A 25594-nucleotide genomic window follows, 5' to 3' on the forward strand; every position below is an offset into this window, starting at 1 on the left:
CAATGACCAAGAAAAAAACTTCTTCCATTTCGCTGCTGGATGCAGCACTCATCAAGACTGCGCTCTGGGGAGCGCTGGCCAAATTGAGCCCGTTTGTGCAGTGGCGCAACCCGGTGATGTTCATCGTGTACATCGGCAGCATCTTCACCACGCTGCTGTGGCTGCATGCACTCAATGCGCCTGAGGATGCCAGCATGCGCCCGGCGTTTGTGCTGGCCATCACGGTCTGGCTGTGGTTTACGGTGCTGTTTGCCAACTTTGCCGAGGCGCTGGCAGAAGGGCGCAGCAAGGCGCAGGCAGCCTCGCTGCGCGGGCTGCGCAAGGAAACCTGGGCCAAGAAGCTCAAGGAGCCTGTGCACGGTGCTGCGTTCTTGCCCGAGCTGGCGACCAACCTGCGCCGGGGCGACGTGGTGCTGGTGGAGGCAGGCGATGTGATCCCGCTGGACGGCGAGGTGATCGAGGGCGTGGCCTCGGTGGACGAGAGCGCCATCACCGGCGAATCGGCCCCCGTGGTGCGCGAATCCGGTGGCGATTTTTCTGCCGTCACTGGGGGCACCCGTGTGTTGTCCGACTGGCTGGTGGTGCGTGTGGCGGTGAACCCGGGCGAATCCTTCCTCGACCGGATGATTGGCATGGTGGAAGCTGCCAAGCGCCAGAAAACGCCCAACGAGATCGCGCTGACCATTTTGCTGGTGGCGCTGACCATCGTGTTCCTGGTCGTTACCGTGACCCTGCTGCCGTTTTCGATCTTCAGCGTGCAGGCGTCGGGCGCGGGCACGGTGGTCTCGCTGACCGCGCTGGTGGCCCTGCTGGTGTGCCTGATCCCCACCACCATTGGCGGCCTGCTGTCTGCTGTGGGGGTGGCTGGCATGAGCCGCATGATGCAGGCCAATGTGATCGCCACCTCGGGCCGGGCTGTGGAGGCAGCAGGCGACGTGGACGTGCTGCTGCTGGACAAGACCGGCACCATCACCCACGGCAACCGCCAGGCCAGCGCATTTTTGCCTGCTCCGGGTGTGTCCAAGGAGCGCCTTGCGCGCGCCGCCTTGCTGGCGTCGCTGGCAGATGAAACGCCTGAAGGCCGCAGCATTGTGGAGTTGGCCCGCCGCGCTGGCGTGGATGGCCAGAACCCGCAGGGCGTCAAGCTGGTGCCCTTCACGGCCCAGACCCGCATGAGCGGCGTGGACCTGCCCGCAGGCGAGGGGCAGCCGGAATCTGCGGGCACCATGCTGCGCAAGGGCGCCGTGCTGGCACTGGCCAAGCATGTGGAAGCCCTGGGCGGCAAGATGCCCCAGGATGTCATGAGCGCTGCCGACCAGGTGGCCCTGCGCGGCAGCACGCCCCTGGCGGTGGCCGATGGCAGCCATGTGCTGGGCATTGTGGAACTTAAGGACATCGTCAAGGCGGGCATCAAGGAGCGCTTCATCGAGCTGCGCCGCATGGGCATCAAGACCGTGATGATCACCGGCGACAACAAGCTCACGGCAGCGGCCATCGCAGCCGAGGCGGGGGTGGACGACTTCCTGGCCGAAGCCACGCCCGAAGACAAGCTGGAGCTGATCCGCAAATACCAAGCCGAAGGCCGCCTGGTGGCCATGACCGGCGACGGCACCAACGATGCCCCCGCGCTGGCCCAGGCCGACGTGGCTGTGGCCATGGGCAGTGGCACGCAGGCCGCCAAGGAAGCCGGCAACATGGTGGATCTGGACTCCAACCCGACGAAGCTGCTGGAAGTGGTGGAGACCGGCAAGGCGCTTTTGATGACACGCGGCTCGCTGACCACCTTCTCCATTGCGAACGATGTGGCGAAGTATTTCGCGATCGTGCCCGCCATCTTTGTGTCCACCTACCCGCAGCTGTCCGCACTCAACGTCATGCAGCTGGCCAGCCCGTCGTCCGCCATCCTGTCGGCCGTGATCTTCAATGCGCTGGTGATCGTGTTCCTGATTCCCCTGGCACTGCGCGGCGTGCGCTACCGCCCGGTGGGCGCGGCTGCGCTGCTGCGGCGCAATCTGGCCATCTATGGGCTGGGCGGGCTCTTGGTGCCGTTTGTGGGCATCAAGCTGATTGACTGGATACTTGTGGCCGTCGGGCTGATCTGAGGAGATTCTGATGAAAAACATTCTTCGCCCCGCGCTGGTGCTGTTCGCCTTGTTGAGCGTGTTGACCGGCTTGCTCTACCCGATGGCCGTGACGGGCGCTGCCCAGGCCGTGTTCCCCAAAGAGGCAGCTGGCAGCCTGGTGCAGCGCAATGGCCAGGTGGTCGGTTCGACGCTGATCGGCCAGAGCTTTACCGACCCCCAGCATTTTTGGGGGCGTCCATCCGCTACGGCGCCCATGCCGTACAACGCATCAGCCTCTGGGGGCTCCAACCAGGGGCCGCTCAATCCGGCGCTGACTGATGCAGTGAAAGCGCGTGTGGAAGCCCTGCGCGCGGCCGACCCCGGCAACACGGCCCCCGTGCCGGTGGACCTGGTCACCGCCTCTGCCAGTGGCCTGGACCCCCACATCAGTCTGGCTGCGGCGCAGTACCAGGCGGGGCGCGTGGCGCGCGCCCGCAACCTGCCGGTGGCCAGCGTGAACGCTGTGATTGGCCAGCACGCGGAGCAACCCTTGTGGGGGCTGCTGGGTGAACCCCGGGTGAACGTCCTTGCGCTGAACCTGGCCCTCGATAGCTTGCGCTGACGTGCGCTGACTTTTGGCACCGATACTCGTTGATGCATGACTGACATCCAGCGCCCCGACCCCGACGCCTTGATTGCGCAACTGCGTGCCCAGGAAGCGCAGACCCAGCGGGGCAAGCTGCGCATCTACTTTGGTGCCAATGCCGGGGTCGGCAAGACCTGGGCCATGCTCAGCGCCGCGCAGCGCGAGCGGCGCGCCGGGCGCGACATCCTCATCGGCGTGGTGGAAACCCATGGTCGCTCGGAAACCGCTGCGTTGCTGGACGGGCTGGAATCCCTGCCCCTGAAGCAGGTGGAGTACCGGGGGCGGAGCCTCTCCGAGTTTGACCTCGACGCAGCCCTGGCCCGCAAGCCCGCCATCTTGCTGGTGGACGAACTCGCGCACTCCAACGTGCAGGGCTCCCGCCACGCCAAGCGCTGGCAGGACGTGCAGGAGTTGCTGGCCGCTGGCATCGACGTGTGGACGGCACTCAACGTCCAGCACCTGGAGAGCCTGAACGGCACGGTGGGGGCCATCACCGGTGTGCGTGTGCATGAAACGGTGCCCGACACCGTTCTGGACAACGCCGACGAAGTGGTGCTGGTCGATGCCACGCCCGACGAGCTGATCGCCCGCCTGGGCGCGGGCAAGGTCTACGTGCCCCACCAGGCAGAGCGCGCGGCGCAGAGCTTCTTTCGCAAGGGCAACCTGATCGCCCTGCGCGAGATCGCCTTGCGGCGCACGGCGGAGCATGTGGAAGACGATGTGCTGGGCTGGCGGGTGGAGCAGTCGGGGGCTTCCGGCAGCCGCGTGGCCAGTGCCTGGAACACCTCGGGCAGCATCCTGGCCTGTGTCGGGCCCCACGAAGACGCGGCCCAGACGGTGCGCACAGCTGCCCGACTGGCGGGGCAGCTCAATGTGAAGTGGCATGCCGCCTATGTGGAGACGCCAAGGCTGCAGCGCCTGGGCGCAGCCCAGCGCGACAAAATTCTGGCCGTGCTGCAATTGGCGCAGGAGCTGGGTGCCGAAACGGCCGTGCTCACGGGCGACCGCGCGGCGCCCGCCCTGGCGGCCCAGGCGCTGCATCTCAACTGCGCCACCCTGGTGCTGGGGCGCCCTGCCGCGCGGGCGGGGTGGCGCAGACTTCTCGCCTCCAAGGGTGTTGCGCGCGAGTTGGCCGAACGGGTGCCTTCGCTCGACATCGTCGAGGCAGCGCATGCGGGTAGCTCGCGGCGCCTGCCTCGGGCGCTGTGGGACCGCAACATGGGCCTGGATGACGACGGGGATGTGGGCGAGCCCGGCGCAGGGCGCTATCGCTGGCAGGGGTTTTTGTGGGCGCTGGGCGCCAGCGTTGCCGTTACGGTGTTGGCGACACCGCTGCATGGTTTGCTGGAGCTGACCAACATCGTGATGCTCTACCTGGTGGGGGTTGTCGCGGTGGCCATGCGTTTTGGGCGCGTGCCCGCAGCGATGGCGGCGCTGCTGAATGTGCTGGCATTCGATTTCTTTTTTGTCTCGCCGCGCCTGTCGTTTGCGGTGAGTGATGTGCAGTACATCGTCACGTTTGCAGTGATGCTGGGCGTGGGACTTTTGGTGGGGCAACTCACGGCAGGGTTGCGGTTTGCGGCCGGGGTGTCGATCAGCCGGGAGCGGCGCGCCCAGTCACTGTTTGAACTGACCCGCGAGCTGTCTGCAGCGCTGGAGACCAGCCAGGTCATCGAGATTGGCGCGGCGGCCGTGCAGGGGCATTTTGGGGGGCGGGCCGTGGTGGTGGCGCTGGATGCGTCAGACCGCCTTCACTACCCCGTCGACCTGCCTGCAGGTTTTGACAAAAGCGTGGCCGACTGGACGCTGCGCCAGGGCCAGAGCGCCGGGCTGGCGACCAGCACCCTGGCCGCGCAGGCCTGGCGCTACGTGCCGTTGAAGGCCCCCATGCGCGTGCGCGGTGTGCTGGCGCTGGAACCCGCCCAGCCCCGTTGGCTGTTGATTCCGGAACAGGCGCAGCAGCTGGACACCCTGGCCCGGCAGATCGCCATTGCCCTGGAGCGTGTGCACTACGTGAACATTGCGCAGCAGGCTGTGGTGGACATGGAATCGGAGCGGCTGCGCAATGCCTTGCTGGGCGCGGTGTCGCACGATGTGCGCACGCCCCTCACGGCCTTGATCACGCTGGCCGAGTCGCTGCAGAGTGCGCCGCCACAAGAGACGGGCGCCGTGGCCCAATCCATCGTGCGCCAGGCGCACCAGCTCAATGCGCTGGTCAGCAACCTGCTGGACATGGCGCGGCTGGAGAGCGATGTGTCGGGGCAGAGCGTCCACCTGCGGCGGGACTGGCAGTCGGTGGAAGAAGTGGTCGGCTCGGCCATCCGGGCCGCCAGGCCAGCGCTGGGCGACATGCCCGTGCGCACGGAGCTGCCCGCCGACCTGCCGCTGGTGGAGTTTGACCCTGTGCTCATCGAGCGCGTGCTGGTCAATCTTCTGGAAAATGCGGCCAAATATGGCGCGGCGCCGGTGGTGGTGAAAGCATCCACCACCGACAACATGCTGGTGCTGAAGGTGCGGGACCATGGCCCGGGCCTGCCCGCTTCGGTGCGTGGCAAAGAGCACACCTTGTTTGAAAAATTCACCCGGGGCCAGGCGGAGTCCGCAACCCCGGGTGTGGGCCTGGGTCTGGCGATCTGCAAGGCCGTTGTGCAAGCGCATGGCGGTGCAATTTCTGCCGCCAGTGTGGAAGGGGGCGGGGCAGAATTCACGGTGACCCTCGCGCGGCGCGAGCCGCCGCCCGACCCCGGTTTGAGCGAGATGGAGCGGGGCGTTTCTGCCCCCTGAAGACAACCATGCAGATACGTACCGTTTTGGTGATCGAGGATGAGCCACAGATCCGGCGCTTTGTGCGCAGTGCGCTGGAGGCCGAGGGCTGGCAGGTGCACGAGGCGGGCACCCTGCGCGAGGGCCTGTCTGCCGCAGGCACTCGCCACCCCGACCTGCTGGTGCTGGACCTGGGGCTGCCCGATGGCGACGGGGTGGAGCTGATCCGCGATGTGCGGGGCTGGTCCGCCGTGCCCATCATCGTGTTGTCGGCGCGCACCGACGAGACCGACAAGATTGCCGCACTCGATGCCGGTGCAGACGACTACCTCACCAAGCCCTTTGGCACCGGAGAGTTGCTGGCGCGGGTGCGGGCCAACCTGCGCAGGCCCCGCGCCGCCACCGGCAACGGGCTGGTGCAGGACGCGGCGGAGCCCTTGTTCCATTTCGGCGACGTCGAGGTGGACCGCAGCGCGCGCCTGGTGCGCAAGGCCGGGGTAGAGGTGCACCTGACGCCCACCGAGTACCGCATGCTCATGGTGCTCGTGGCCAATGCGGGGCGGGTCATCACCCAAAAGCAGCTGCTGCGCGAGGTGTGGGGCCCGATGCGCTCGGACCAGAGCCACTACCTGCGCATCTACATGGGGCACCTGCGGCAGAAGCTGGAGGCCGACCCCGCCCAGCCCCGCCACCTGCTCACCGAGTCCGGGGTGGGATACCGCTTGGCGGCATAGGGAATGCGGCAGCCCGGCGCACCCGCGCAGGTGCGTGCCGAGCCCCGGTGTATTGACGGCGATTTGATGTTTGTGCCCGCAGTTTTTACGAACGATTTACGCCATATTTCCTAGACTGAAAGCATGTTCAACACCGGCCACAAGCGCCCCTGCCAGGGGCGCAACGTGGTGAAAACATGCTGATGAAGAGTTGCCCCAATATGGGCTTGCACCGGGTATCCCTGTTGCCTCTGAGCGAAGGCGATGGCGATCCCACCGTGTTGGTGCTGGTTCCGTTCATCGCGCCGTATGCCGATGGGCAAAGCCTGCGTGCAAGCCTGCAGGCCGTGCTGGGGCGGCAGTTGCGCGGATACAGCCTGACGTTCGACGTGCCCCGCCACACCGCCAAGGGCACTCTGTACATCCACCGGCGCGACCTGGAGGGCGCCAAGCGTTGCCTGGCCTCTGGCCTGCCCCAGCTCGAACTCGGTTGTGTGACCAGTGCTTCTTGCGTGGGGGTGCTTTCATGCCACTGAGCCATTGCCGCGCGCAAAGGTGCCTGGCCATTGAGGCTGGCTCTGTGCGCAGCGCCCTGCGTGGCGTGGGCCTGGAGCTGCTGCGCCATGGCTGATGGGATTGCGTTGCTGCTGGCCGTGCTGGTGCTCGTGGTTCCGATCGGGGTGGGCTGGGTGGCATTGAAGCTGTCTGATCGCAAGGCGCAGCGGCCCCGTGGGGACTGCTCGTGAAGCGACAACCACCCACGGATGTGCGGGGCGTCGCAACGGCGGGCCCTGCAGATTTGCCTGCACTGGAGCAGCTGGAAAACGCCGTGTTCTCCAGCGACAGGATTTCGCGCAGGAGCTGGGGGCGTCTGTTGTTGAGCCCCTCGGCCCGCGTGCTGGTGGTCCGGTCGGGACAGACATTGGGCGGGGCCTGCGTGGTATTGCGCCGCGAAGGATCGTCCGTGGCACGCCTGTACTCCATTGCGGTGGCACCGTCCGTGCGGCGCGCGGGCGTGGCAAGCCGACTGCTGGCGGCGGCAATCCTGGGTGCGCGTGATGCTGGATGCGCGGTGCTGCGGCTGGAGAGCAGGGCCGACAATGTGGCCGCGCACCGTCTGTTCGCGCGCCACGGATTCGTGTTCACCGGCTGCAAAACCGCCTACTACGCGGATGGCGAACAGGGCCTGTGCTTTCAGAAGGACCTGTTCGATGGCGCATTGGCCCAGGCAGTGGCGTCGTACCAGGTGCGCCACTATGCGCAGACGCTGGATTTCACCTGTGGCCCCTGTGCCTTGCTGATGGCGATGTCCGCCATGGACCCGGCCATGCCGGTGAACCAAGCGGCCGAGATTCGCCTGTGGCGCGAGGCCACCACGGTGTTCATGGCCGCAGGCCATGGCGGGTGTGGGCCTTTTGGGTTGGCGCATGCTGCGCTGGCCCACGGCTTTGAGGTGTCGGTGTATGCGGCTGCCGGTGCCTCACTGTTCATGGACAGCGTGCGCGACCCCCGCAAGAAGGACGTGATCCAGTTGGTGGAGAACGACTTCAGGGCGGCGCTGGAGGCGCGCCAGGTGCCGATCTATGCGCGGCCCGTGTCGCCCGACAGCGTGATCGAGCAACTGCGGGCAGGGCGCCTGCCCATTGTGCTCATCAGCCTGTGGCGCCTGCACCGGCAAAAGACGCCGCACTGGGTGGTCATCACAGGCTTTGATGGTGCGGTGTTTCGCCTGCTGGATCCCATGGCACGTTCCGGTGATCCGGATGGCGGTGTGTCCATCAGCTGGGGCGAATTCAAGAAAGTCGCAAGGTATGGGCGCCGTGGGCGCACTGCGGCCGTCATCCTTTCTGGAAAGAAATAAATTGTCCTCAGAACATGTCATCGTGGTGGAGAAGCTGGCCGACTTTCGATGGAGCCAGCCCGACATCAAGCTCATCACGGCAGAGCAATTCGTTGCAGAGCAGCCGCTGCACCGTGGACGCGTGCGCAAGGTCACCAATCTGTGCAGGAGCTACGGCTACCTCAGCATGGGCTACTACTGCTCGCTGCTGGCCGAGGCGCGCGGCGACCGCGTGACGCCCAGCGTGGATACCATCCTGAGCCTGCAGCGCAAACGCATCGAGCCCTCGGCGCTGGCGCAGCTGAACCGGCTCATCGGCCCGCTCAAGGAGATACCGCGCTCGGTGAATACGCTGACGCTGCATGTCTTCTTCGGGATCATGGAAGACCCGGCACTGGCGGCGCTGGCGCGAAAAAGCTTTGAGCTGTTCCGTTGCCCGCTCATGGAGGTCACGCTGGAACGGCAGGAGCAGTCGGCCCATTGGCAGATCGGCGGCATACAGGCGCTGGACCTGCGCGATGTGGATACTGCGCGCGACGAGGTCTTCGTGCGAGCGCTGCTCCAGTACACGAGGCGCAGCTGGCGCCCCATGATCGCGATGCCCCAGCCGCGCATGGACCTGGCGGTGCTGCACGACCCGCACGATCGTCTGCCGCCGTCCAACCTCAAGACCCTGCGCAAGCTGGTCGATGTGGGGCAGGAGATGGGCATTGCCGTGGAGCTGATCGAGAAAAAAGACCTGTCGCGCCTGACCCAGTTTGATGCACTCTTCATCCGCGAAACCACGGCCGTGACCCATCACACATTCCAGTTTGCGCGCAAAGCCATGGCGGAGGGCATGCCGGTCATCGACGACCCCGTCTCCATCCTGCGCTGCACCAACAAGGCCTTTCTGGCCGAACTGCTGCGCGAGCACGCCATTGCCACCCCGCTCACGCACATGGTCAGCCGCCGCACGCTGGCCGACATGCAGCACCGGCTGGCCTACCCGGTGGTGGTGAAGGTGCCGGACGGCGCGTTCAGCCGCAGCGTGAAAAAGGCGGAGAACTTTGAACAACTGCATGGCATCGCCCGGGACATGCTCAAGGAGTCGGAAATCATCCTCGTGCAGGAGTTCATGTACACCGACTTCGACTGGCGCATCGGCGTGCTGGCAGGCCAGGCCATCTTTGCAGCGAAGTACTTCATGTGCGACGGCCACTGGCAGATCCTGCAGCACACGGCCAACGGCAAATACACCGAAGGCCGGGTGCAGGCCGTGCCGCTCGACCAAGTGCCCCCGCAGGTGCTGGCGGCGGCGGTCAGTTCGGCCCGCCTGGTTGGCCATGGTTTTTATGGCGTGGACCTGAAGGCCACGGCGTCCGGGGTGTATGTGATCGAGATTAACGACAACCCGAACCTGGATGTGGGAGTGGAGGACGCCGCCCTGGGCGATGGCCTGTACCGCTTGCTGCTCACGCATTTCCTCAGGCAGGTGGAGCAGCGCTTCAGCGCCAGCCGGGTGGTGGGCGGCCTGGATCACCAGCCCGCCCTGGGCCTCGCGGTGGCTGCGGGCTAGCGCGTGTTTTTCGTTGGCGTGCCGGCACACTAAGAGCGGATAACAAAACCCAGCGCAGCGGTTCTGGCTAGGCGCCGCGTCGCAGGCAGTACGAGTCGTACGACAAGACGCGGCAACGACGCCAGAAGGGTTTTGTTAGCCGCTCTAAGTCGGCCCGTTTGCAAAGAGAGGGTGTGGGCAGATGGTGGGGCTGCTCACACCCGCTCTTTCTGCTGGGGGGCGAAGTTCGTGATTTGCTATCAAATGTATAGCTTATAACGCATGCTGGATAAGCGGAAGGCAGCATTTTTTCTTGTACTCCTAGTTTGTGTCTGCACCGCGCGCACCAACAGCCGCCGCGCCTGCGCTTTTTTTGCCGCGCAGGCTGTGCGGGTGCTGGCCTGGCTTGGGCTTCGGGCCGATTCATCGCGGCCGGTAGGGCAGTTCCGTATGCCTGGGCGGTGAATGGGGCTGCGACCAGGGCACGCGGGCGGGGGGCCAGTGGCCGGGCAGACGGTGCGATGATTGGCTGGCCCTCTGCCGTACTCCCGCTGCCTTGGCATCCCCCCCAAGTCTGGCGTGACCGCCGCAGGCAGACGCTTCATCTTCACTCCCCATGACCCAGGCAACGCCCCACCCGTCTCCCGCCTCGAATCCGCTGGATTCACTCGTCCCCTTGCTGTTTGTCGCGCTCTGGAGCACGGGCTTCATCGGTGCCAAGCTGGGCCTGCCATACATCGAGCCGCTGACCTTCCTGGGGCTGCGCTTTGCCATCGTCACCGTGCTCATGCTGGCCGTGGTGGCGCTGGTGCGCGCGCCCTGGCCCCCGGCGGGCAGGGCGTGGGGGCACATCGCGGTGTCGGGCCTGCTGGTGCATGGCGTGTACCTGGGCGGGGTGTTCATGGCCATCGGGCACGGGCTGCCGTCAGGCATCACGGCGCTGGTGGTGGGGTTGCAGCCACTGCTGACAGCCCTGGTGGCCGGGGCTTTGCTGGGCGAGAAGGTGCGGCCGGCCCAGTGGGCGGGCCTGGCCCTGGGCTTTACCGGCGTGGCGCTGGTGGTGGCCGGCAAGGTGGCCACCGTGCCAGCCAATGCACTGATGGGCATGCTGCTGCCCGCTGTGGTCGCGCTGCTGGGCATTACGGCCGGCACGCTGTACCAAAAGCGGTTCTGCCCCTCGTTCGACTTGCGCACGGGCTCGGTGATTCAGTACCTGCCCTGTGCCGTGGCCATGGCCGCCGTCGCCTACGCCACCGAATCCATGGCCATATCGTGGACCGGCGAATTTGTGTTTGCGCTGGGCTGGCTCGTGCTGGTGCTCTCGCTGGGGGCCGTGAGCCTGCTGAACCTGCTCATCCGCCGGGGCGGTGCAGTGAACGTGGCCAGCCTGTTCTACCTGACCCCGCCCACCACGGCGCTGATTGCCTGGGCCATGTTTGGCGAGACGCTCAGCGGCTGGGCGCTGGTGGGGATGGCGTTGGCAGTGGCGGGGGTGTGGCTGGCGCGGCAGACGAGGTAGGGCCTCAATAGGCCCTGCTGATCACAGCTTGCGAAGCCGCTCCAGCGCGGCGCGCAGCGTTTCGTCCTTCTTGGCAAAGCAGAACCGCACCACGCGCTGGTCAAACCCGTCGCCATAGAACGCCGACAGCGGAATCGCCGCCACGCCCACCTCGCGGGTGAGCCACTGGCAGAAATCGGCCTCGTTCAAGTCGCTGATCGCCGAGATGTCCACGCACTGGAAGTAGCTCCCGGTACTGGGCAGCAGCTTGAAGCGCGAGCCCTCAAGGCCCTGGCGGAACAGGTCGCGCTTGGCCTGGTAGAACGCGGGCAACTGCAGGTAGGGCGTGGGGTCCTGCAAATAGGCGGCCAGGCCATGCTGCATGGGCGTGTTCACAGTGAACACGTTGAACTGGTGCACCTTGCGGAACTCGGCCGTCAGCGCTGCGGGCGCGGCCACGGTGCCGACCTTCCAGCCCGTGACGTGGAAGGTTTTGCCAAAGCTCGACACGATGAAGGCGCGTGCGGCCAGGCCCGCAAAGCGCGCTGCGCTCTGGTGCTCGGCACCATCGAACACCATATGTTCGTACACCTCGTCGCTGATGAGCAGGATGTCGGTGGGGGCGAGCAGGTCTTCGAGCTGGCGCATCTCCTGCGCCGTCCAGATGGTGGCGCTGGGGTTGTGCGGGCTGTTGATGAGGATGGCGCGGGTGCGCGGCGTGATGGCGGCGCTGATCTTGGCGAAGTCGGGGCGGAAGGTGCCTGGCGTGAGCGGCACGCGCACGGCCTTGCCGCCAGCCAGCTCGATGTTGGGTACATAGCTGTCGTAGCAGGGGTCGAGCACGATCACCTCATCACCCGGGTGCACGATGGCGAGTATGGCGGTGATGATGGCCTGCGTGGCGCCCGCAGTGATGGTGATTTCGGTGTTGGGGTTATAGGCGCGGCCGTGCAGCGCCTCGATCTTGCGAGCCACGGCCTCGCGCAGCGCAGGGATGCCGGGCATGGGTGGGTACTGGTTGTGCCCGGCCTGCATGGCAGCGGTGACGGCGTTCACCAGCTCAGGGGCGCATTCAAAGTCTGGAAAGCCCTGGCCCAGGTTGACGGCCTTGTGTTCGGTGGCCAGGGCCGACATCACCGTGAAGATGGTGGTGCCGACGTGGGGCAGCTTGCTGGGGAAGGCTGGGGTGCGGGCGGCAGCGTTAGCTTGGGTCATGGCGCAACAACGTAAAAATCAAAGGTGTTTTGAAGACAGGCGAACTACGGCGAAGTCACAGCTCATAGTCGTTGACGTGCCCCGTCATCGCTCGGGCGATGAGGTCACGGCTCAGCCGGTCGCTGAGCAGTTCGGCAAATTTATAGACAAAGTTGCGCAGGTAGGCGCTGCGCTTGAAGGCAACGCGTGCCACGCTCTGCCCGAAAAGGTGGCCCACAGGGCGCACGGCCAGGTCGCCCACCGGGTCGTCGCGCATGGCCATCTCGGCCACGATGCCGATGCCCAGGCCCAGGCGCACGTAGGTTTTGATCACGTCCGAGTCGATGGCTTCGAGCACGATGCGCGGCTGAAGCTTGCGGGCGGCAAAGGCCTGGTCGATCTTGCCCCGGCCGGTGAACGAGGGGTGGTAGGTAATCAGCGCCTCATGCGCCAGGTCGTCCAGGCCGATGCGTTCCTTCTGCGCCAGCGGGTGGTCGTTGGGTACGACCAGCACGTGCTGCCATTCGTAGCAGGGCAGGGTGACGAGTTCGGGGTAATCGGCCAGGGATTCGGTGGCCATGCCGATTTCTGCCACTTCATCGATCACCATGCGCGCCACCTCGTGCGGCGTGGCCTGGTGCAGGCTGATGTTGACCTTGGGGTAGGCCTCGCGCAGCCGGGCCACGGGCACGGGCAGCACGTAGCGGGCCTGGGTGTGGGTGGTGGCGATGCTCAAGGTGCCGCTGTCTTGCGCGCTGAACTGCTCGCCAATGCGCTTCAAGTTACCCACCTCGCGCATGATGACTTCGATGCTTTTGAGCACGTGCTGGCCGGGCTCGGTGATGCGCTTAAGGCGTTTGCCGTGGCGGGCAAAGATGTCCACGCCCAGTTCTTCTTCCAGCTCGATGATAGCCTTGGAGACGCCGGGCTGGGAGGTGTGCAGGGCCTTGGCGGCTTCAGTCAGGTTGAGGTTGCGGCGTGCTGCCTCTTGAACGAAGCGGAATTGGTGCAGGTTCATATCTGATATCGCCTAAAGGGTTGCATCATTATGCTGCAAGCATCTAAGAGATACTGGAAGAACCTCAGCTTTGGGGCGCCTCGCACGCGATTTCTGCCATCAATGCGGTCATGCGCGGGTCTTCGCCGATGGCGGTCTGCACGTGGAAATGAACGCCGGGGTGGGCGGCACGCAGGTCCTGCACCAGCACGGGCAGGTCTTCACGCGCATGCTTGCCGGTGCCCAGGAACATGGGCACCACGGTGACCTGCGTGGCGCCCTGTGCGGCGAGTTGCTGGGCGGCATCTGGCAGCGATGGTGTGCACAGTTCCAGGTAAGCGCAAAGGACTGGCCTGCCAGGCTGCTGCGCGGCGATATGCGCCGCAACGGCTTCCAGCGGCACGCGCCAGAGTGGGTCCCGCGATCCGTGTGCGAATAAAATGATAGCGGCTTGCGCTTGCTGCATAAGCGGTAGAGGCCCAAAAGGCTTATAAAAATTTTACCGGCGAAGCACCAGCCAGCCGAAGGCGGCTAGCGACAGCACGGAATAGATGAGCCCAGGCGCGGCGGCGGTGAGCCAGGGCGACCAGTTCTGCAGGTTGCCTGCATAGCCGAACACGTTGTTCAGCAAGAAGAAGCTGATGCCCGCCATGACGCCGCCAAACACATAGCCCGCAATGCCGCCCGAGCGGAAATGCAGGTAGGCAAAAGGCAGGGCCAGCACCACCATCACCAGGCAACTGAGCGGGTAGAAAACCTTGCGCCAGAACTCGATTTCGTACCGCTGGGCAGACTGGCCGTTGGCGTCGAGGTGGCGGATGTACTGGAAGAGGTCGATGGTGGCCATGCGGTCGGGTTTGAGCAGCGAGGCGGCCACCATATCCGCGCTGATGCGGGTGGGCCACTGCAAGGTGGGTGCATCCAGGTGCTCTACACGCGCCTCGTCGTTGCCGCGCTGTTCGAAGCGGCTGCGCTGCACTTGCTCCAGGTTCCACGCACCGTCCGGCCCAAACTGGCCGGATGCGGCCCGCGTCTGCGAGGCGAGCCGGCCCTTGGCATCGAATTCAAAGATGCGCACGTCCAGCATGCCGCCATTGGGTGTGAGGGCGCGCACGTTCACGGCATAGGAGTGGTCGTCCTGGCGCTCTTTGAGCCAGGCGCCCGTTGCGCCAGTGGTCAGGCGCCCCAGGTATCGCACCTTGACGAGTTGAGCGGCGCGGTCGGTCAGTGGCGCAATGTAGTCGCCTACCGCAAAGGTCAACAGTACAAAGAAGCCCCCCAGCGCCACCAAGGTGCGCAAGGCGCGCCACGGGCCCATGCCGCTGGTGCGCATGATGGTGAACTCGGAGCTTTGGGCGAGCCGCGCCATCACGAAGATGGTTCCGATGAGCACGGTAATGGGCAGCAATTCGTACAGGTGGCTGGGAATGCTCAGCACCACGAACAGGAAAGCATGCGAGAGCTGGTAGCCTTCGGCGCCGGTGCGGCCCACCCAGCGCAGTTCGTCCACCAGGTCAAAAAAGAAAAACAGCGCCAGAAATCCGGCGGTGACAAAGGCCACGGCGAACAGGGCTTCGCGGTGGATCAGGCGGCGAATGGTTTTCATGCGGGGCTCCTGGTCGGACGGGGCTGCCAGAGCCGCCGCACGGTCCAGTGGTTGTGGCGCGCAGCCAGGATCAGCAGCGACATGGTCAACATGCCGCCATGCAGCAGCACCATGAAGCTCAGCAGGCCCAACCGGCCCGCACCCACCCAGCTTTGCCCCAGCGTCATGAGGTTGTAGTACACGATGAATGCAAAAAGCGCGAACACCAGGCTGGTGCTGCGCGCAGCGCGCGGGTTGACGCTGGCCACGGCCAGGCCCAGCACGACGAAGTTGATGGCGGCCAGCGCCAGCCCCAGGCGCCAGCCCAGCTCGGCGCGGTAAGCGGGCAAGGGTTGCATCAGCAGCTCGTGCGTGGCGCGGGTCTTGACGGAGAGTTCTTCCGCCGAGCCTGCAGGTGCTGAGCCAATGCGGGTGCCGTATTCGGCGAACTCGCTGATCTTGACGCCGGGCTTGTCGCGCGAGGTCTCCAGGCGCTGGCCTTCGCTCAGCACCGCCATGCGCTCGCCGCCCCGTGTCTCCAGCCGCGCGCTGCGCGCAGAGGTCACGGATTCGCGGGCGCCGTCGGTGGCGGCGATGAAGATGTTGTTGCCAGCCTGCGTGTCGGGGCTGTCCTTGTCGATGAAGAACACCCGGCTGCCGTTGGAGGATTCCTGGAATTCGCCGGGCGCGATGCGGTCGATGTCGCTGCGTTGTTCGTAGCGCGTCTTGAGTTCCTGAATCTGGGAGTTGGCCCAGGGCCACACCAGCAGCGACAGCACAGCAATGACAACCATGACCGGCCACGCAAAACGCAGCAAGGGGCGCAGCAGGCTGATGAGGCCACGGCCACTGGCAAACCAGATGACCATTTCGCTGTCACGGTACATGCGCGAAAGTGTGCCGACCACAGCGATGAAGAGGCTTAGGCTCAAGATGGTGGGCAACTGCCCCAGCACCGTGAAGCCCATGACCAGCATCACATCGGAAGGGCTCACGCTGCCCTTGGATGCCTGTCCCAGGGTGCGGATGAGCATCATGGTCATGACCACGGTCACCAGCACCACGAGCGTCGCGCCAAAGCTGCGCGCCAGCTCCTTGCGGATGGATGAATCGAATAACATTGGCTAGGAGCGCGCTATGCACTTTTGCGTGCATATCAAAGTGCATAGCACGCTCAAATGGAAAACACCGATTATGAACTTTGATCTCAAGACCCTTGACCTTGCTGCGGCAGCTTCAGAGAAATGCGACCTGCTGGTTGTGCTGCTCCCTGAGGGCTTCAAGCCCGGCAAGGATGCGCTGTCCGCCCTGGCGGCCCTGGCGCTCAAGAACGGGGATCTGGCCACGAAGGCGGGCAAGCACCTGCAGCTGTACCAGGTGCCTGCCGTTGCCGCCCGTCGCGTAGTGTTGGTGGGGCAGGGTGACGGATCTGCCCGTGCCACCCGCCAGGCGCTGCAGGCGGTGGGGAGTGCCGTCAAGGCGCCGCAGACCAAACGGGTGGTGTTGTGTTTTGCCGGGGCCGTGCAAGCCGCTTCTGTCAGCGCCGCTGTGCAGGCCGTGGCCGAAGTGAGCTATGTCTACACCACCACCAAGACCAAGGTGGAGGCGCGCAGTCTGAGCCGCTGCGTGGTGGGTGTACCCACCGCCCCGGATGTGCGCGAGGACTTCGACGCCGGTGTGGCGCTTGTGGCTGGGGTGGAGTTTGCGCGGGAATGGGGCAACCGCCCCGCCAACCATGCCACCCCCACCCTGCTCGCCGACGCCGCCAAGACCCTGAGCAAGCTGCCCCGCATCCAGTGCAAGGTCCACGGCCCGGCCGAAGTGGCCCGGTTGGGCATGGGCGCCTTCCTTGCTGTGGCAAGGGGTTCCGAGGAACCCCTGAGATTCATCGAATTGCGCTACAACGGCGCGGCCAAGGACCAGGCTCCCGTCGTGCTGGTGGGCAAGGGCATTACGTTCGATACCGGGGGCATCTCCATCAAGCCTGCCCCGGAGATGGACGAGATGAAGTTCGACATGTGCGGCGCTGCCAGCGTGCTGGGCACCTTTCGCGCTCTGGGAGAGTTGCAGCCCTCGATCAATGTGGTGGGGCTGATACCCGCCTGCGAGAACATGCCCGATGGCCGTGCCGTCAAGCCGGGTGACGTGGTCACGAGCATGAGCGGTCAGACCATCGAAATCCTGAACACCGACGCCGAAGGCCGTCTGGTGCTGTGCGATGCGCTCACCTACGCCGCCCGCTTCAAGCCTGCCGCCGTGGTGGACATTGCCACCCTGACCGGCGCCTGCGTGATTGCGCTCGGTGGTGTGCGCAGTGGTCTGTTCGCCAACAACGATCCCCTGGCATCCGCATTGCAGCAGGCCGGCGAGTCTGCCCAGGACCCTTGCTGGCGCATGCCGCTGGACGACGACTATGCCGATGGTCTCAAGAGCAATTTCGCCGACATGGGCAATGTAGCCGGCCGTGCGGGGGGCTCCATCACCGCCGCGAAGTTCCTGCAAAAGTACGTGGGCGACGTGCCATGGGCGCACCTGGATATTGCTGGCACGGCCTGGAAGGGTGGCGCCGCAAAAGGTGCCACAGGGCGGCCGGTGGGACTTCTGGTGCACTATCTGATGGGCCAGGCCCGTGCCAAGCCGGTTTCCAAGCCTGCGGCGGCAAAACGCTCCGTGCGCACCAAGACGGCCTGAGCGTGCCATGACCGAGGTTGCGTTTCATTTCAATGCGCCGGACAAACTGGCCTACGCATGCCGCTTTGCGCGCAAGGTGCAGCGCAGCGGGGCCCGCTTGGTGATTGCGGCGCCGCCCGACACCTTGGCGGCGCTGGACCGCATGCTCTGGGCCCTTGCTCCGCAGGACTTTGTGGCCCATTGCCTTGGCGATGCTGATGAAGACCTGGTCCATGCGTCTCCCGTGTTGCTGACTGCCGATGCCCGGTCTTCCCCGCACCATGGAGTGCTACTGAACCTGCACGCGGAGGTGCCGGAGGGATTTGGCCGGTTTGATCGGTTGGTGGAAGTGGTGAGTGCGCAGGATGAGTTGGATCGTGGCGAGGCCCGGGCGCGCTGGCGCCACTATGCATCGCGCGGCTATGCCATCACTCGCCACGACTTGGTGCTGAAAGCTGGCTGATGGCGCTGCCTCCTCCCAAAACGCCCCCACGCTTTGTTCCCACCCTCACCGAAGTGGTGCAGGTGCCGGACTCCGCGCCTCTGCCGCCGGCGTCCTCTGCACCATTGCGCACCACGGTCATGTCTCCGTCCGCGTTGCCCGCGGCAAGACCCAGCCCGACAGCAGCGCAGCCTGCGACACGACCGCTGAGCCCCCCTCTGCCCAGTGCCCGCCCGCCTGCTGTGATGGCGCCACGCCCGGCTGCACCAGCGCCCGTGCAGAGTGCGCCCGCTCCGTTGGTTCACCATGCTCCCGTTGCGGCGGCAGTGGCTCCCGCGTCTTCGTCTTCGCCTGCATCTCTCGCGTCGACCCTCGGGTTTTCAAAGACGCCCAGACCGCAGTTCACCCGGCCACTGCCGGAAGGCATGGAGGAGTACATGGTGCACAGGGTCATGCAGCGTGTGGACGTTGTGCTGGATCAACGTTTGCGCGAAGCCATCGCCACCGTGGTGCAGGAGCAGACACGATCGGTGCTGCCGCGACTGCGTGAAGAGATTGAATCCGTGGTCCGGCATGCCGTGTACGAGGCGGTGGCAGACGAGCTGGCCAGTGGCGCGGCCTCGGTGCCAAAGGGATGACAGGGTATTCCCCTGTGGTTTCTCTCGCGTTTAATCGTGTTCCCTAATGATCTGGCCCGTAAATTGCGATATGTTCGCCTGCGTTGAGACACAAGAAGATTCTCAGCGTTTATCTTTACTGGAGATTTGATATGCAATTGAAGTTGAAACTGACCGTGGTTGCTGCTATCGCGGCTGTTGCTGGTGTGGCCTCTGCACAAGAGCAGGTGGTCAAGATCGGCCATGTGGCTCCGGTTTCCGGCGCCCAAGCCCACTACGGCAAGGACAACGAAAATGGCGCCCGCATGGCCATTGAAGAGCTGAACGCTCAAGGCATCACCATCGGCGGCAAGAAGATCAAGTTCGAACTTCAAGCTGAAGATGACGCTGCCGATCCAAAGCAGGGCACGGCCGCTGCACAAAAGCTGTGCGACTCCAAAGTTGCAGGCGTTGTCGGCCACCTCAACTCCGGTACCACCATTCCTGCTTCCAAGGTCTACAACGACTGCGGCATCCCGATGGTGACGGGCGCTGCGACCAACCCCAACCTGACCAAGCCTGGCTATAAGACCACCTTCCGTATCATCGCCAATGACAACGCCCTGGGCGCTGGCCTGGCGTTCTACGCTGTGGATACGCTCAAGCTGAAGACCGTTGCCATCATCGACGACCGTACCGCTTACGGCCAAGGTGTGGCAGACGTGTTCAAGAAGACTGCCACTGCGAAGGGCATGAAAGTGGTGGACGAGCAGTTCACGACCGACAAGGCTACCGACTTCATGGCCATCCTGACGGCCATCAAGTCCAAGAACCCTGATGCCGTGTTCTACGGCGGTATGGACCCTCAAGCCGGCCCCATGCTGCGCCAGATGGAACAACTGGGCATGGGCAACGTCAAGTACTTCGGTGGTGACGGCGTCTGCACGTCTGAAATCGCCAAGCTCGCAGCGGGTGCCAAGACCCTGGGCAACGTGATCTGTGCTGAAGGCGGTTCTTCGCTGGCCAAGATGCCCGGTGGCACGGCCTGGAAGGCCAAGTACGATGCCAAGTACCCCAACCAGTTCCAAGTCTACAGCCCCTACACCTACGACGCCACGTTCCTGCTGGTGGACGCTATGAAGCGCGCCAACTCCGTGGACCCCAAGGTGTATGTGAACGAACTGGCCAAGTCCAACTTCAAGGGTGTGACCTCCACCATCGCTTTTGAACCCAATGGCGAAATGAAGAACCCCGCCATCACTCTGTACGTCTACAAGGACGGCAAGAAGACCCCTCTGTAATCGGAGTGGTCTGGCTCTTCAAGGTCTTTTTGGCTTTGGAGAGCGCCAAACAAAAGGGCTTCCTTTGGGAAGCCCTTTTTTTGTTGTTCAAATGCAGCTAGGTGGGGTGGGCAGGTTGTTCTGCTTGGCTGCTCAATGCCCAGGAGCTGGAGTTTGTTGAAGACTCGGGCGATGACCAAAACCGGCGCTAGGCGCAGCAGAAGGTGCAATCGTACTGAGGTCAGGAGCTTCCAGTCTTGTTGCTTCCCGCAATAGCGAGGATGGATGTGCCCGATTTTTGCGCCAAATTAACGCCGCACCTGCAGTGCGCCTGGATTCACGATGTTGGTGGGAGTGCCTTTGATGAAATTCACCACATTGTCGAACGCTGCACCAAAATAAAGCTCATAGCTGTCTTGCTCTACATAGCCAATGTGGGGCGTGCAAATGCAGTTCTCCAGCCGCAGCAGGGCATGGCCCTGAAGGATGGGTTCGCTCTCGAATACATCGACAGCGGCCATACCGGGGCGGCCCCGGTTCAGGGCGGCAATCAGGGCATCGGTCTCAATCAGCTCGGCACGCGAAGTGTTGACCAGCAGGGAGGTGGGCTTCATGCAAGACAGATCTTCGAGTGAGACGATGCCGCGCGTTTCGTCGTTGAGCCGAAGGTGGAGCGAGATCACATCGCATTGCGAGAAAAACTCCTCGCGCGTGGTGGCAGCCTGGTATCCATCCGTCAAGGCCTGGGCGCGTGATGCCTCACGCCCCCAAATGCGGACGTTCATTCCAAAAGCACGCCCGTAGCCCGCCACCAATTGGCCAATGCGGCCATAACCCCAGATACCCAGCGTTTTGCCCCGCAGCACGCTGCCAAGGCCAAAATTGGGAGGCATGGACGCCGTCTTCAGCCCTGATTGTTGCCAGGCGCCATGCTTGAGGTTGGAGATGTACTGCGGCAGTCGGCGCATTGCGGCCATGACAAGTGCCCACGTCAGCTCTGCGGGGGCCACGGGTGAGCCTATGCCTTCTGCCACTGCAATCCCACGTTCCGTACAGGCAGCTACATCAATGTGATTGCCGATCTTGCCGGTTTGCGCGATGAGCTTGAGACGGGGAAGTTTCTCCACCAGTTGACGGGTGATCTGGGTGCGCTCCCGCACAAGCACGATGATGTCAGCGTCTTTGAGGCGGACGGACAGCTGGCCCAGCCCCTTGACGGTATTGGTGTAGACCTTGGCGGTGTACGCGTCGAGCCGGGATGCGCAGTGGAGCTTGCGGACTGCGTCCTGGTAGTCGTCGAGAATCACAATGTTCATCCCGACATTGTGCCTTGGCCACGCCGGTCGTTTCATACCGGACCGCCCCCTGGCACAGGAAAGGATGGGGCTTTTGGTGACGGAGTGTTGGCGACCTCGACAAGCGCAGTCCACAGCGATCAGGCAGCACCCTCCATATGCAAAGCAGTCAATGGATCGCTGGGTGGTGCATGCCTTGGGCTCAACAGGCTTGCAGCGCCGCCTCGGATGCAGCCAGGCGGTCTAGCTCGGCGCACACATCGGCCATGCGGCCAGCGATCACCAGTCGGCCTGAGCCGCCCGATGTGGGGACCCTGCGCAGGACCTTGGCAGCCCTGCCGCCTGAGCCGTCTGCCAATCTGGATGATCCACAGGCAACGCGGGTAGCGGCTGGCGACGGTATGAACGCCCGGGCATCGGTATTGGTGGCCACAAACCGTGTGGTGGCACAGGTGGGTGGTGTCTGCGGGCTGACCGTAAAGGGCCAGTTGCCTCGCGGTGGACGTTGGCTGGGGATGTTGGATGGACGGCGGGGCTTGTCAGTGCCTGCTGATCCGCTCCTGCGGCCCGGGGCCGTGTCATCGGGATGGGGGCGGGGCGCAGGCAGGTCTGCTGCAGACGGCTCCTTGAAGGTGTGGAGCCAGTGGGTCAGGGTACGCAGAGTCCCGGAGAGCGCAGAAAAGGTGGTCAAGGCAATTCCCATGTGAAAACTCCGAAGGTCGGGGGTTGGACATAGGCAGGATTGCAAAATAAACCGGCACCGCAGGGCTGGCGTACCGGTTTTACCAGTGCGCCAAACGCCCGCCACCTGCAGTGCGGCAGCTAACGAACTAATTCATGAGTGAATGCGATGGAGCGGTGTGGCTACATCAGCATGGTGTTGCGGATGAGGCCGACGGCGAGCCCTTCAATCTCAAAGGGTTCGCCGGGCTGCACCACGATGACCGGGTAATCCGGGTTCTCGGGCAGCAGTTCGATGGCGGTCGCAGTACGGCGCAGGCGCTTGACCGTCACATCGTCTCCCAGGCGGGCCACGATGATCTGGCCGTTGCGGGCTTCGCGGGTGGACTGCACAGCCAGCAGATCGCCATCCATGATTCCGGCATCGCGCATCGACATACCGCGCACTTTGAGCAGGTAATCGGGCTTGTGATGGAACAGACTGTTTTCCACACTGTAGGTTTGGTCAACGTGTTCCTGCGCGAGAATGGGCGACCCTGCCGCCACACGTCCCACCAGGGGTAGCACCAGTTGTGAGAGTCCGGGAATCGGCAGGCTGAACTGGTTGCCGCGCGCTGCATTGATGGAGCGCACGGTGTCACCGCGCAACCGGATGCCACGGGATGTGCCACTGACCAGCTCGATCACGCCTTTGCGCGCCAGCGCCTGGAGATGTTCTTCTGCCGCGTTGGCCGACTTGAATCCCAGTTCGGCAGCGATCTCTGCACGGGTGGGCGGCGCCCCGGTGCGTGTAATGGCCGTCTGGATGAGATCCAGAATTTGTTGCTGGCGGGCAGTGAGTTTCGGGTTGTCGAGCATGGTGGTTTCCGGTGGAGGCGGCTACAGTGATGGACAACTGTTTTTTAATCCAGTAACTGTATTTTTCACCAGTTTTTCGGAGTACGCAAGTGAGTGGGCAAAAAATTTTGGTTTTGGGCACCGGAGGGACCATTGCAGGCACGTCCGCGCAGGCTGGCGACAACATCGGCTACACCGCTGCGCAGGTAGGGGTCGGGCAGCTGCTTGCAGCTGTTCCCGGATTGCAGCAGGCCGCGCGGGGCGTGCTGGTGGCGGAGCAGGTGGCCCAGATCGACAGCAAGGACATGGATGGCCAGGTGTGGCAGGCGCTGGCGCTGCGCTGTGCGCACCACCTGGAAGATCCCGAGGTGCGTGGTGTAGTCATTACCCACGGAACCGACACGCTGGAAGAGACGGCGTGGTTTCTGCACGAAGTGCTGGACACCCGCGCGAAACCCGTGGTGCTGACCTGTGCCATGCGCCCGGCCACGGCGCTCACGCCCGATGGGCCTCAGAATCTTCTGGATGCTGTTGCTGTGGCGGTCACGCCCGGCGCACGGGGTGTGCTGGCGGTCGCCGCTGGCGAAATTCATGGGGCACGGCAGGTTCAGAAGGTGCACCCCTACCGGGTGAATGCGTTCAACTCGGGCGAGGCCGGGCCTTTGGGTTGGGTGGAGGAGGGGGCTGTCCGCCTTGTGCAGGATTGGCCCCTGGCGCCTGGTGTTCCAGCATTGAATGCTATTGAAAATGTAGTGAATGCCGCAGCCTGGCCTCGCGTGGAAGTGGTCATCAGCCACGCTGGCGCATCGGGAACCATGGTGGACGCACTGGTGCGAGATGGGGTCCAGGGGCTGGTGGTGGCCTGCACGGGCAATGGCACCATCCACCATGCTCTGGAGGCCGCATTGCTGCGTGCCCAGGAGGCGGGTGTGCGCGTGGTGCGGTCCACGCGCTGCTCCGAGGGGCAGGTGCTGCCCAAGCCGGGGGACGCATTACCGGACTCCCAGGGGCTATCCCCCTTGAAGGCCAGGATCTCGCTGATGCTCGAACTGCTGCACTGAGCAACAAGGCCGCTCCGATGTTTTTTGCAGCCCTTAAGTCCCATGCGTGGGCCTACCCCGCGCTGGAGGTGGTGCACATCGTGGGCATTGCCTTGCTGCTGGGCAATTTGGTCTTGCTGGAGTTGCGGGTGTTTGGCCGTGGGGCGGCGCTGCCCGTCAAGGACTTGGCGCGGCTCAGCCTGTCGCTGGCGTTGTGTGGTTTTGGCCTGGCGGCGGCGTCGGGCCTCTTGATGTTTGCCACACAGCCTGCCGAACTGCTCGCCAGCCGCGCATTCACCTTGAAGATGCTGCTGTTAATGCTTGCAGGTTGCAACGCCGCGTGGTTCCATGGGCGAGGTTCCCTGGCTCGCCTGGATGCTCTGGCGCGGGTACAGATGCTGGGTTCCACCGTGATCTGGCTGGCTGTGGTGGTGTGTGGCCGCTGGATTGCTTACCTCTGATCAGACATGACAAGGAGAGAACCGATGAGCCTGCAACGCCGCCACGTGCTCCTGGCCGCCACGGCCATTCCCTGGGGCGCGCGTGCCCACCATGGGTGGAGCAGTTTTGACCCCGACCGTCCCATCTACCTGGAAGGCACCGTGCGCAAAGTGCGCTGGCAGAATCCACACGCCGAGCTGGAGCTGGAGACACCTGCCGAGCTGAAGCTGCCTGCGGATCTGGCCCAGCGTGCGGTGCCTGCGCAGGCGTCCCCCGTGGATGGCAAGGCCTTGCTGGCCAAGACGGTTTTGCCTACCCGCAAAGACCGCCGCTGGGAGGTGGAGCTGGCGCCCCTGACCCGCATGCAGGCCTGGCAGGTGCAGGAGATCAAACCCGGCACTGCGGTATCGGTGGTGGGCTTTACCCTGCGCGAAGAGAAGGGCGACGCGGTGCTGCGGGCGGAATACCTGTTTGTGGATGGCAAAGCCTACGGCTTACGCTCCAGCCCAGCCTGAGCCATCGGTATGGCCCGGGGATAGCCATGCGAAAGACCTGAAACTGTTCCCTGCACCGCATAAAAAAAGCGACGCCCTGCTGCCATGGCGTCGCTGGTTGCAAGGGGCGATAGCCCCGAGCCTTAACTGGCCAGTGCCTGCAGTGCGCGTGCCGTGATCTCGTCCACGCTGCCCGTGCCGCTGATGGCGCGGTACTTGGGAGCCAGCTCGGGTTCGGCCTGGGCCCAATTGCTGTAATAGTCCACCAGGGGGCGCGTCTGGTCGCTGTAGACCTGCAGGCGCTTCTTGACGGTTTCTTCCTTGTCGTCTTCGCGCTGGATCAGCTCTTCGCCCGTCACGTCGTCCTTGCCTTCCACCTTGGGCGGGTTGAACTTGACATGGTAGGTGCGGCCGCTGGCAGGGTGCGAGCGGCGGCCGCTCATGCGTTCGATGATGGCGTCAAAAGGCACATCGATTTCGAGCACGTAGTCGAGCTTGACGCCCGCTGCCTTCATGGCATCGGCCTGGGGAATGGTGCGGGGGAAGCCGTCGAACAGGAAACCGTTGGCGCAGTCTGCTTGCGTGATGCGCTCCTTGACGAGACCGATGATGATGTCGTCGCTGACCAGGGCGCCCGAATCCATCACCGCCTTGGCCTGCAGGCCCAGAGGGGTGCCGGCCTTGACGGCTGCGCGCAGCATGTCGCCGGTGGAGATCTGGGGGATGCCGTACTTCTGGCAGATGAACGTGGCTTGCGTGCCCTTTCCGGCGCCAGGCGCGCCCAACAAAATCAGTCTCATGGAAGTCCTCGAAGGTTAGAAATCGGTTGGCGCCGCTGGCGGGGACGTTCGAAGGGCGCCTGAAGCCGTTCTGTGCGCCCGGGATGCGGTGCTCTCGTTGCGGTCGAGGATAGCATGCGACTCCCTTGCGCTGACTTACATGCTGCACCGGGTTGGGCAGGGGTGTCGCAGGGTGGATAGCC

The 25594-nt window shown here is 64.3% G+C and carries 25 protein-coding genes; 16 read left to right on the forward strand and 9 right to left on the reverse strand.

The window, feature by feature from the left end; genetic code table 11:
* Positions 1-2: 2 nt before the first annotated feature.
* The 9 genes from kdpB to ACSQ22_RS01310 all read left to right on the forward strand — a co-directional run bounded on the left by kdpB (position 3) and on the right by ACSQ22_RS01310 (position 11081).
* Positions 3-2102 (forward strand): potassium-transporting ATPase subunit KdpB, encoded by a 2100-nt coding sequence (gene kdpB / locus ACSQ22_RS01270; RefSeq protein ID WP_436129170.1) that lies wholly within the window; start codon positions 3-5, stop codon positions 2100-2102.
* 10 nt (positions 2103-2112) lie between these two features.
* Positions 2113-2685, forward strand: a complete 573-nt coding sequence (gene kdpC, locus ACSQ22_RS01275) for a potassium-transporting ATPase subunit KdpC (RefSeq protein WP_436129171.1) — start codon at positions 2113-2115, stop codon at positions 2683-2685.
* A 36-nt stretch (positions 2686-2721) separates the two neighbouring features.
* Positions 2722-5493 (forward strand): DUF4118 domain-containing protein, encoded by a 2772-nt coding sequence (locus tag ACSQ22_RS01280; RefSeq protein WP_436129172.1) that lies wholly within the window; start codon positions 2722-2724, stop codon positions 5491-5493.
* An 8-nt stretch (positions 5494-5501) separates the two neighbouring features.
* Positions 5502-6206, forward strand: a complete 705-nt coding sequence (gene kdpE, locus ACSQ22_RS01285; protein ID WP_436129173.1) for a two-component system response regulator KdpE — start codon at positions 5502-5504, stop codon at positions 6204-6206.
* A 182-nt stretch (positions 6207-6388) separates the two neighbouring features.
* Complete coding sequence (locus tag ACSQ22_RS01290) at positions 6389-6721, forward strand: hypothetical protein (protein ID WP_436129174.1); 333 nt, start codon at positions 6389-6391, stop codon at positions 6719-6721.
* A gap of 87 nt (positions 6722-6808) precedes the next feature.
* The gene (locus tag ACSQ22_RS01295) at positions 6809-6931 is read left to right on the forward strand and encodes a hypothetical protein (RefSeq protein ID WP_436129175.1); all 123 of its coding nucleotides are present in this window, start codon (positions 6809-6811) and stop codon (positions 6929-6931) included.
* Complete coding sequence (locus ACSQ22_RS01300; RefSeq protein ID WP_436129176.1) at positions 6928-8046, forward strand: peptidase C39 family protein; 1119 nt, start codon at positions 6928-6930, stop codon at positions 8044-8046. Before ACSQ22_RS01295 ends, ACSQ22_RS01300 begins: the two co-directional genes overlap by 4 nt.
* A gap of 1 nt (position 8047) precedes the next feature.
* Positions 8048-9583: a RimK family protein gene (locus ACSQ22_RS01305; RefSeq protein WP_436129177.1), complete on the forward strand. Its 1536-nt coding sequence runs from the start codon at positions 8048-8050 to the stop codon at positions 9581-9583.
* 595 nt (positions 9584-10178) lie between these two features.
* Complete coding sequence (locus ACSQ22_RS01310) at positions 10179-11081, forward strand: DMT family transporter (RefSeq protein WP_436129178.1); 903 nt, start codon at positions 10179-10181, stop codon at positions 11079-11081.
* Between the two features lie 21 nt (positions 11082-11102).
* On the opposite strand, the gene ACSQ22_RS01315 is transcribed toward ACSQ22_RS01310, so the two are convergent.
* From ACSQ22_RS01315 to lptF, 5 genes are all read right to left on the reverse strand, one after another.
* Positions 11103-12275: a pyridoxal phosphate-dependent aminotransferase gene (locus ACSQ22_RS01315; protein ID WP_218299810.1), complete on the reverse strand. Its 1173-nt coding sequence runs from the start codon at positions 12273-12275 to the stop codon at positions 11103-11105.
* A gap of 55 nt (positions 12276-12330) precedes the next feature.
* Entirely contained in the window at positions 12331-13272 is a 942-nt protein-coding gene (locus tag ACSQ22_RS01320) for a CysB family HTH-type transcriptional regulator (RefSeq protein ID WP_010458783.1), read from the reverse strand.
* Positions 13273-13336: 64 nt separating this feature from the next.
* Entirely contained in the window at positions 13337-13717 is a 381-nt protein-coding gene (locus tag ACSQ22_RS01325; protein ID WP_055396016.1) for a sirohydrochlorin chelatase, read from the reverse strand.
* A gap of 33 nt (positions 13718-13750) precedes the next feature.
* A complete protein-coding gene (lptG, locus tag ACSQ22_RS01330; RefSeq protein WP_055396018.1) occupies positions 13751-14857 on the reverse strand; it encodes an LPS export ABC transporter permease LptG in 1107 nt (368 codons plus the stop codon).
* Entirely contained in the window at positions 14854-15957 is a 1104-nt protein-coding gene (lptF, locus tag ACSQ22_RS01335; protein WP_176886103.1) for an LPS export ABC transporter permease LptF, read from the reverse strand. Before lptF ends, lptG begins: the two co-directional genes overlap by 4 nt.
* Before the next feature lie 73 nt (positions 15958-16030).
* Here lptF and ACSQ22_RS01340 point away from each other — a divergent pair, with 73 nt between their 5' ends.
* The 4 genes from ACSQ22_RS01340 (at position 16031) to ACSQ22_RS01355 (ending at position 19845) form a co-directional block, all read left to right on the forward strand.
* Positions 16031-17527, forward strand: a complete 1497-nt coding sequence (locus ACSQ22_RS01340) for a leucyl aminopeptidase (RefSeq protein WP_436129179.1) — start codon at positions 16031-16033, stop codon at positions 17525-17527.
* Positions 17528-17534: 7 nt separating this feature from the next.
* On the forward strand, positions 17535-17969 hold the full coding sequence (locus ACSQ22_RS01345; RefSeq protein ID WP_436129180.1) for a DNA polymerase III subunit chi: 435 nt from the start codon (positions 17535-17537) through the stop codon (positions 17967-17969).
* Positions 17970-18385: 416 nt separating this feature from the next.
* A complete protein-coding gene (locus ACSQ22_RS01350) occupies positions 18386-18586 on the forward strand; it encodes a hypothetical protein (protein WP_055396105.1) in 201 nt (66 codons plus the stop codon).
* Between the two features lie 131 nt (positions 18587-18717).
* Positions 18718-19845, forward strand: a complete 1128-nt coding sequence (locus ACSQ22_RS01355) for a branched-chain amino acid ABC transporter substrate-binding protein (protein WP_121420293.1) — start codon at positions 18718-18720, stop codon at positions 19843-19845.
* A 287-nt stretch (positions 19846-20132) separates the two neighbouring features.
* On the opposite strand, the gene ACSQ22_RS01360 is transcribed toward ACSQ22_RS01355, so the two are convergent.
* From ACSQ22_RS01360 to lexA, 3 genes are all read right to left on the reverse strand, one after another.
* Complete coding sequence (locus tag ACSQ22_RS01360; protein ID WP_055396027.1) at positions 20133-21140, reverse strand: D-2-hydroxyacid dehydrogenase family protein; 1008 nt, start codon at positions 21138-21140, stop codon at positions 20133-20135.
* Between the two features lie 181 nt (positions 21141-21321).
* Positions 21322-21822, reverse strand: a complete 501-nt coding sequence (locus tag ACSQ22_RS01365; protein WP_436129181.1) for a hypothetical protein — start codon at positions 21820-21822, stop codon at positions 21322-21324.
* A gap of 161 nt (positions 21823-21983) precedes the next feature.
* Positions 21984-22658, reverse strand: a complete 675-nt coding sequence (gene lexA, locus ACSQ22_RS01370; RefSeq protein ID WP_121420291.1) for a transcriptional repressor LexA — start codon at positions 22656-22658, stop codon at positions 21984-21986.
* An 89-nt stretch (positions 22659-22747) separates the two neighbouring features.
* On the opposite strand from lexA, the gene ACSQ22_RS01375 reads away from it, so the two are divergent.
* The 3 genes from ACSQ22_RS01375 to ACSQ22_RS01385 are packed head-to-tail and all read left to right on the forward strand — an operon-like array spanning position 22748 to position 24633.
* The gene (locus tag ACSQ22_RS01375) at positions 22748-23698 is read left to right on the forward strand and encodes an asparaginase (RefSeq protein WP_436129182.1); all 951 of its coding nucleotides are present in this window, start codon (positions 22748-22750) and stop codon (positions 23696-23698) included.
* 17 nt (positions 23699-23715) lie between these two features.
* Entirely contained in the window at positions 23716-24138 is a 423-nt protein-coding gene (locus ACSQ22_RS01380) for a hypothetical protein (protein WP_055396033.1), read from the forward strand.
* A gap of 24 nt (positions 24139-24162) precedes the next feature.
* On the forward strand, positions 24163-24633 hold the full coding sequence (locus ACSQ22_RS01385) for a DUF6152 family protein (protein WP_121420289.1): 471 nt from the start codon (positions 24163-24165) through the stop codon (positions 24631-24633).
* 122 nt (positions 24634-24755) lie between these two features.
* Here ACSQ22_RS01385 and adk read toward each other — a convergent pair whose 3' ends face one another.
* Positions 24756-25412, reverse strand: a complete 657-nt coding sequence (adk, locus tag ACSQ22_RS01390; protein ID WP_121420288.1) for an adenylate kinase — start codon at positions 25410-25412, stop codon at positions 24756-24758.
* Positions 25413-25594 lie beyond the last annotated feature (182 nt).

Source organism: Acidovorax sp. LjRoot38 (assembly GCF_964252975.1).
Classification (GTDB): Bacteria; Pseudomonadota; Gammaproteobacteria; order Burkholderiales; family Burkholderiaceae_C; genus Acidovorax; species Acidovorax facilis.

Bases quoted from the DNA above. Each gene is read 5' to 3' on its own strand.
- kdpB (WP_436129170.1), top strand. From the start codon at position 3: ATGACCAAGAAAAAAACTTCTTCCATTTCGCTGCTGGATGCAGCACTC.
- kdpC (WP_436129171.1), top strand. From the start codon at position 2,113: ATGAAAAACATTCTTCGCCCCGCGCTGGTGCTGTTCGCCTTGTTGAGC.
- ACSQ22_RS01280 (WP_436129172.1), top strand. From the start codon at position 2,722: ATGACTGACATCCAGCGCCCCGACCCCGACGCCTTGATTGCGCAACTG.
- kdpE (WP_436129173.1), top strand. From the start codon at position 5,502: ATGCAGATACGTACCGTTTTGGTGATCGAGGATGAGCCACAGATCCGG.
- ACSQ22_RS01290 (WP_436129174.1), top strand. From the start codon at position 6,389: ATGAAGAGTTGCCCCAATATGGGCTTGCACCGGGTATCCCTGTTGCCT.
- ACSQ22_RS01295 (WP_436129175.1), top strand. From the start codon at position 6,809: ATGGCTGATGGGATTGCGTTGCTGCTGGCCGTGCTGGTGCTCGTGGTT.
- ACSQ22_RS01310 (WP_436129178.1), top strand. From the start codon at position 10,179: ATGACCCAGGCAACGCCCCACCCGTCTCCCGCCTCGAATCCGCTGGAT.
- ACSQ22_RS01315 (WP_218299810.1), bottom strand. From the start codon at position 12,275: ATGACCCAAGCTAACGCTGCCGCCCGCACCCCAGCCTTCCCCAGCAAG.
- ACSQ22_RS01320 (WP_010458783.1), bottom strand. From the start codon at position 13,272: ATGAACCTGCACCAATTCCGCTTCGTTCAAGAGGCAGCACGCCGCAAC.
- ACSQ22_RS01325 (WP_055396016.1), bottom strand. From the start codon at position 13,717: ATGCAGCAAGCGCAAGCCGCTATCATTTTATTCGCACACGGATCGCGG.
- lptG (WP_055396018.1), bottom strand. From the start codon at position 14,857: ATGAAAACCATTCGCCGCCTGATCCACCGCGAAGCCCTGTTCGCCGTG.
- lptF (WP_176886103.1), bottom strand. From the start codon at position 15,957: ATGTTATTCGATTCATCCATCCGCAAGGAGCTGGCGCGCAGCTTTGGC.
- ACSQ22_RS01340 (WP_436129179.1), top strand. From the start codon at position 16,031: ATGAACTTTGATCTCAAGACCCTTGACCTTGCTGCGGCAGCTTCAGAG.
- ACSQ22_RS01345 (WP_436129180.1), top strand. From the start codon at position 17,535: ATGACCGAGGTTGCGTTTCATTTCAATGCGCCGGACAAACTGGCCTAC.
- ACSQ22_RS01350 (WP_055396105.1), top strand. From the start codon at position 18,386: ATGGTGCACAGGGTCATGCAGCGTGTGGACGTTGTGCTGGATCAACGT.
- ACSQ22_RS01355 (WP_121420293.1), top strand. From the start codon at position 18,718: ATGCAATTGAAGTTGAAACTGACCGTGGTTGCTGCTATCGCGGCTGTT.
- ACSQ22_RS01360 (WP_055396027.1), bottom strand. From the start codon at position 21,140: ATGAACATTGTGATTCTCGACGACTACCAGGACGCAGTCCGCAAGCTC.
- ACSQ22_RS01365 (WP_436129181.1), bottom strand. From the start codon at position 21,822: ATGGGAATTGCCTTGACCACCTTTTCTGCGCTCTCCGGGACTCTGCGT.
- lexA (WP_121420291.1), bottom strand. From the start codon at position 22,658: ATGCTCGACAACCCGAAACTCACTGCCCGCCAGCAACAAATTCTGGAT.
- ACSQ22_RS01380 (WP_055396033.1), top strand. From the start codon at position 23,716: ATGTTTTTTGCAGCCCTTAAGTCCCATGCGTGGGCCTACCCCGCGCTG.
- ACSQ22_RS01385 (WP_121420289.1), top strand. From the start codon at position 24,163: ATGAGCCTGCAACGCCGCCACGTGCTCCTGGCCGCCACGGCCATTCCC.
- adk (WP_121420288.1), bottom strand. From the start codon at position 25,412: ATGAGACTGATTTTGTTGGGCGCGCCTGGCGCCGGAAAGGGCACGCAA.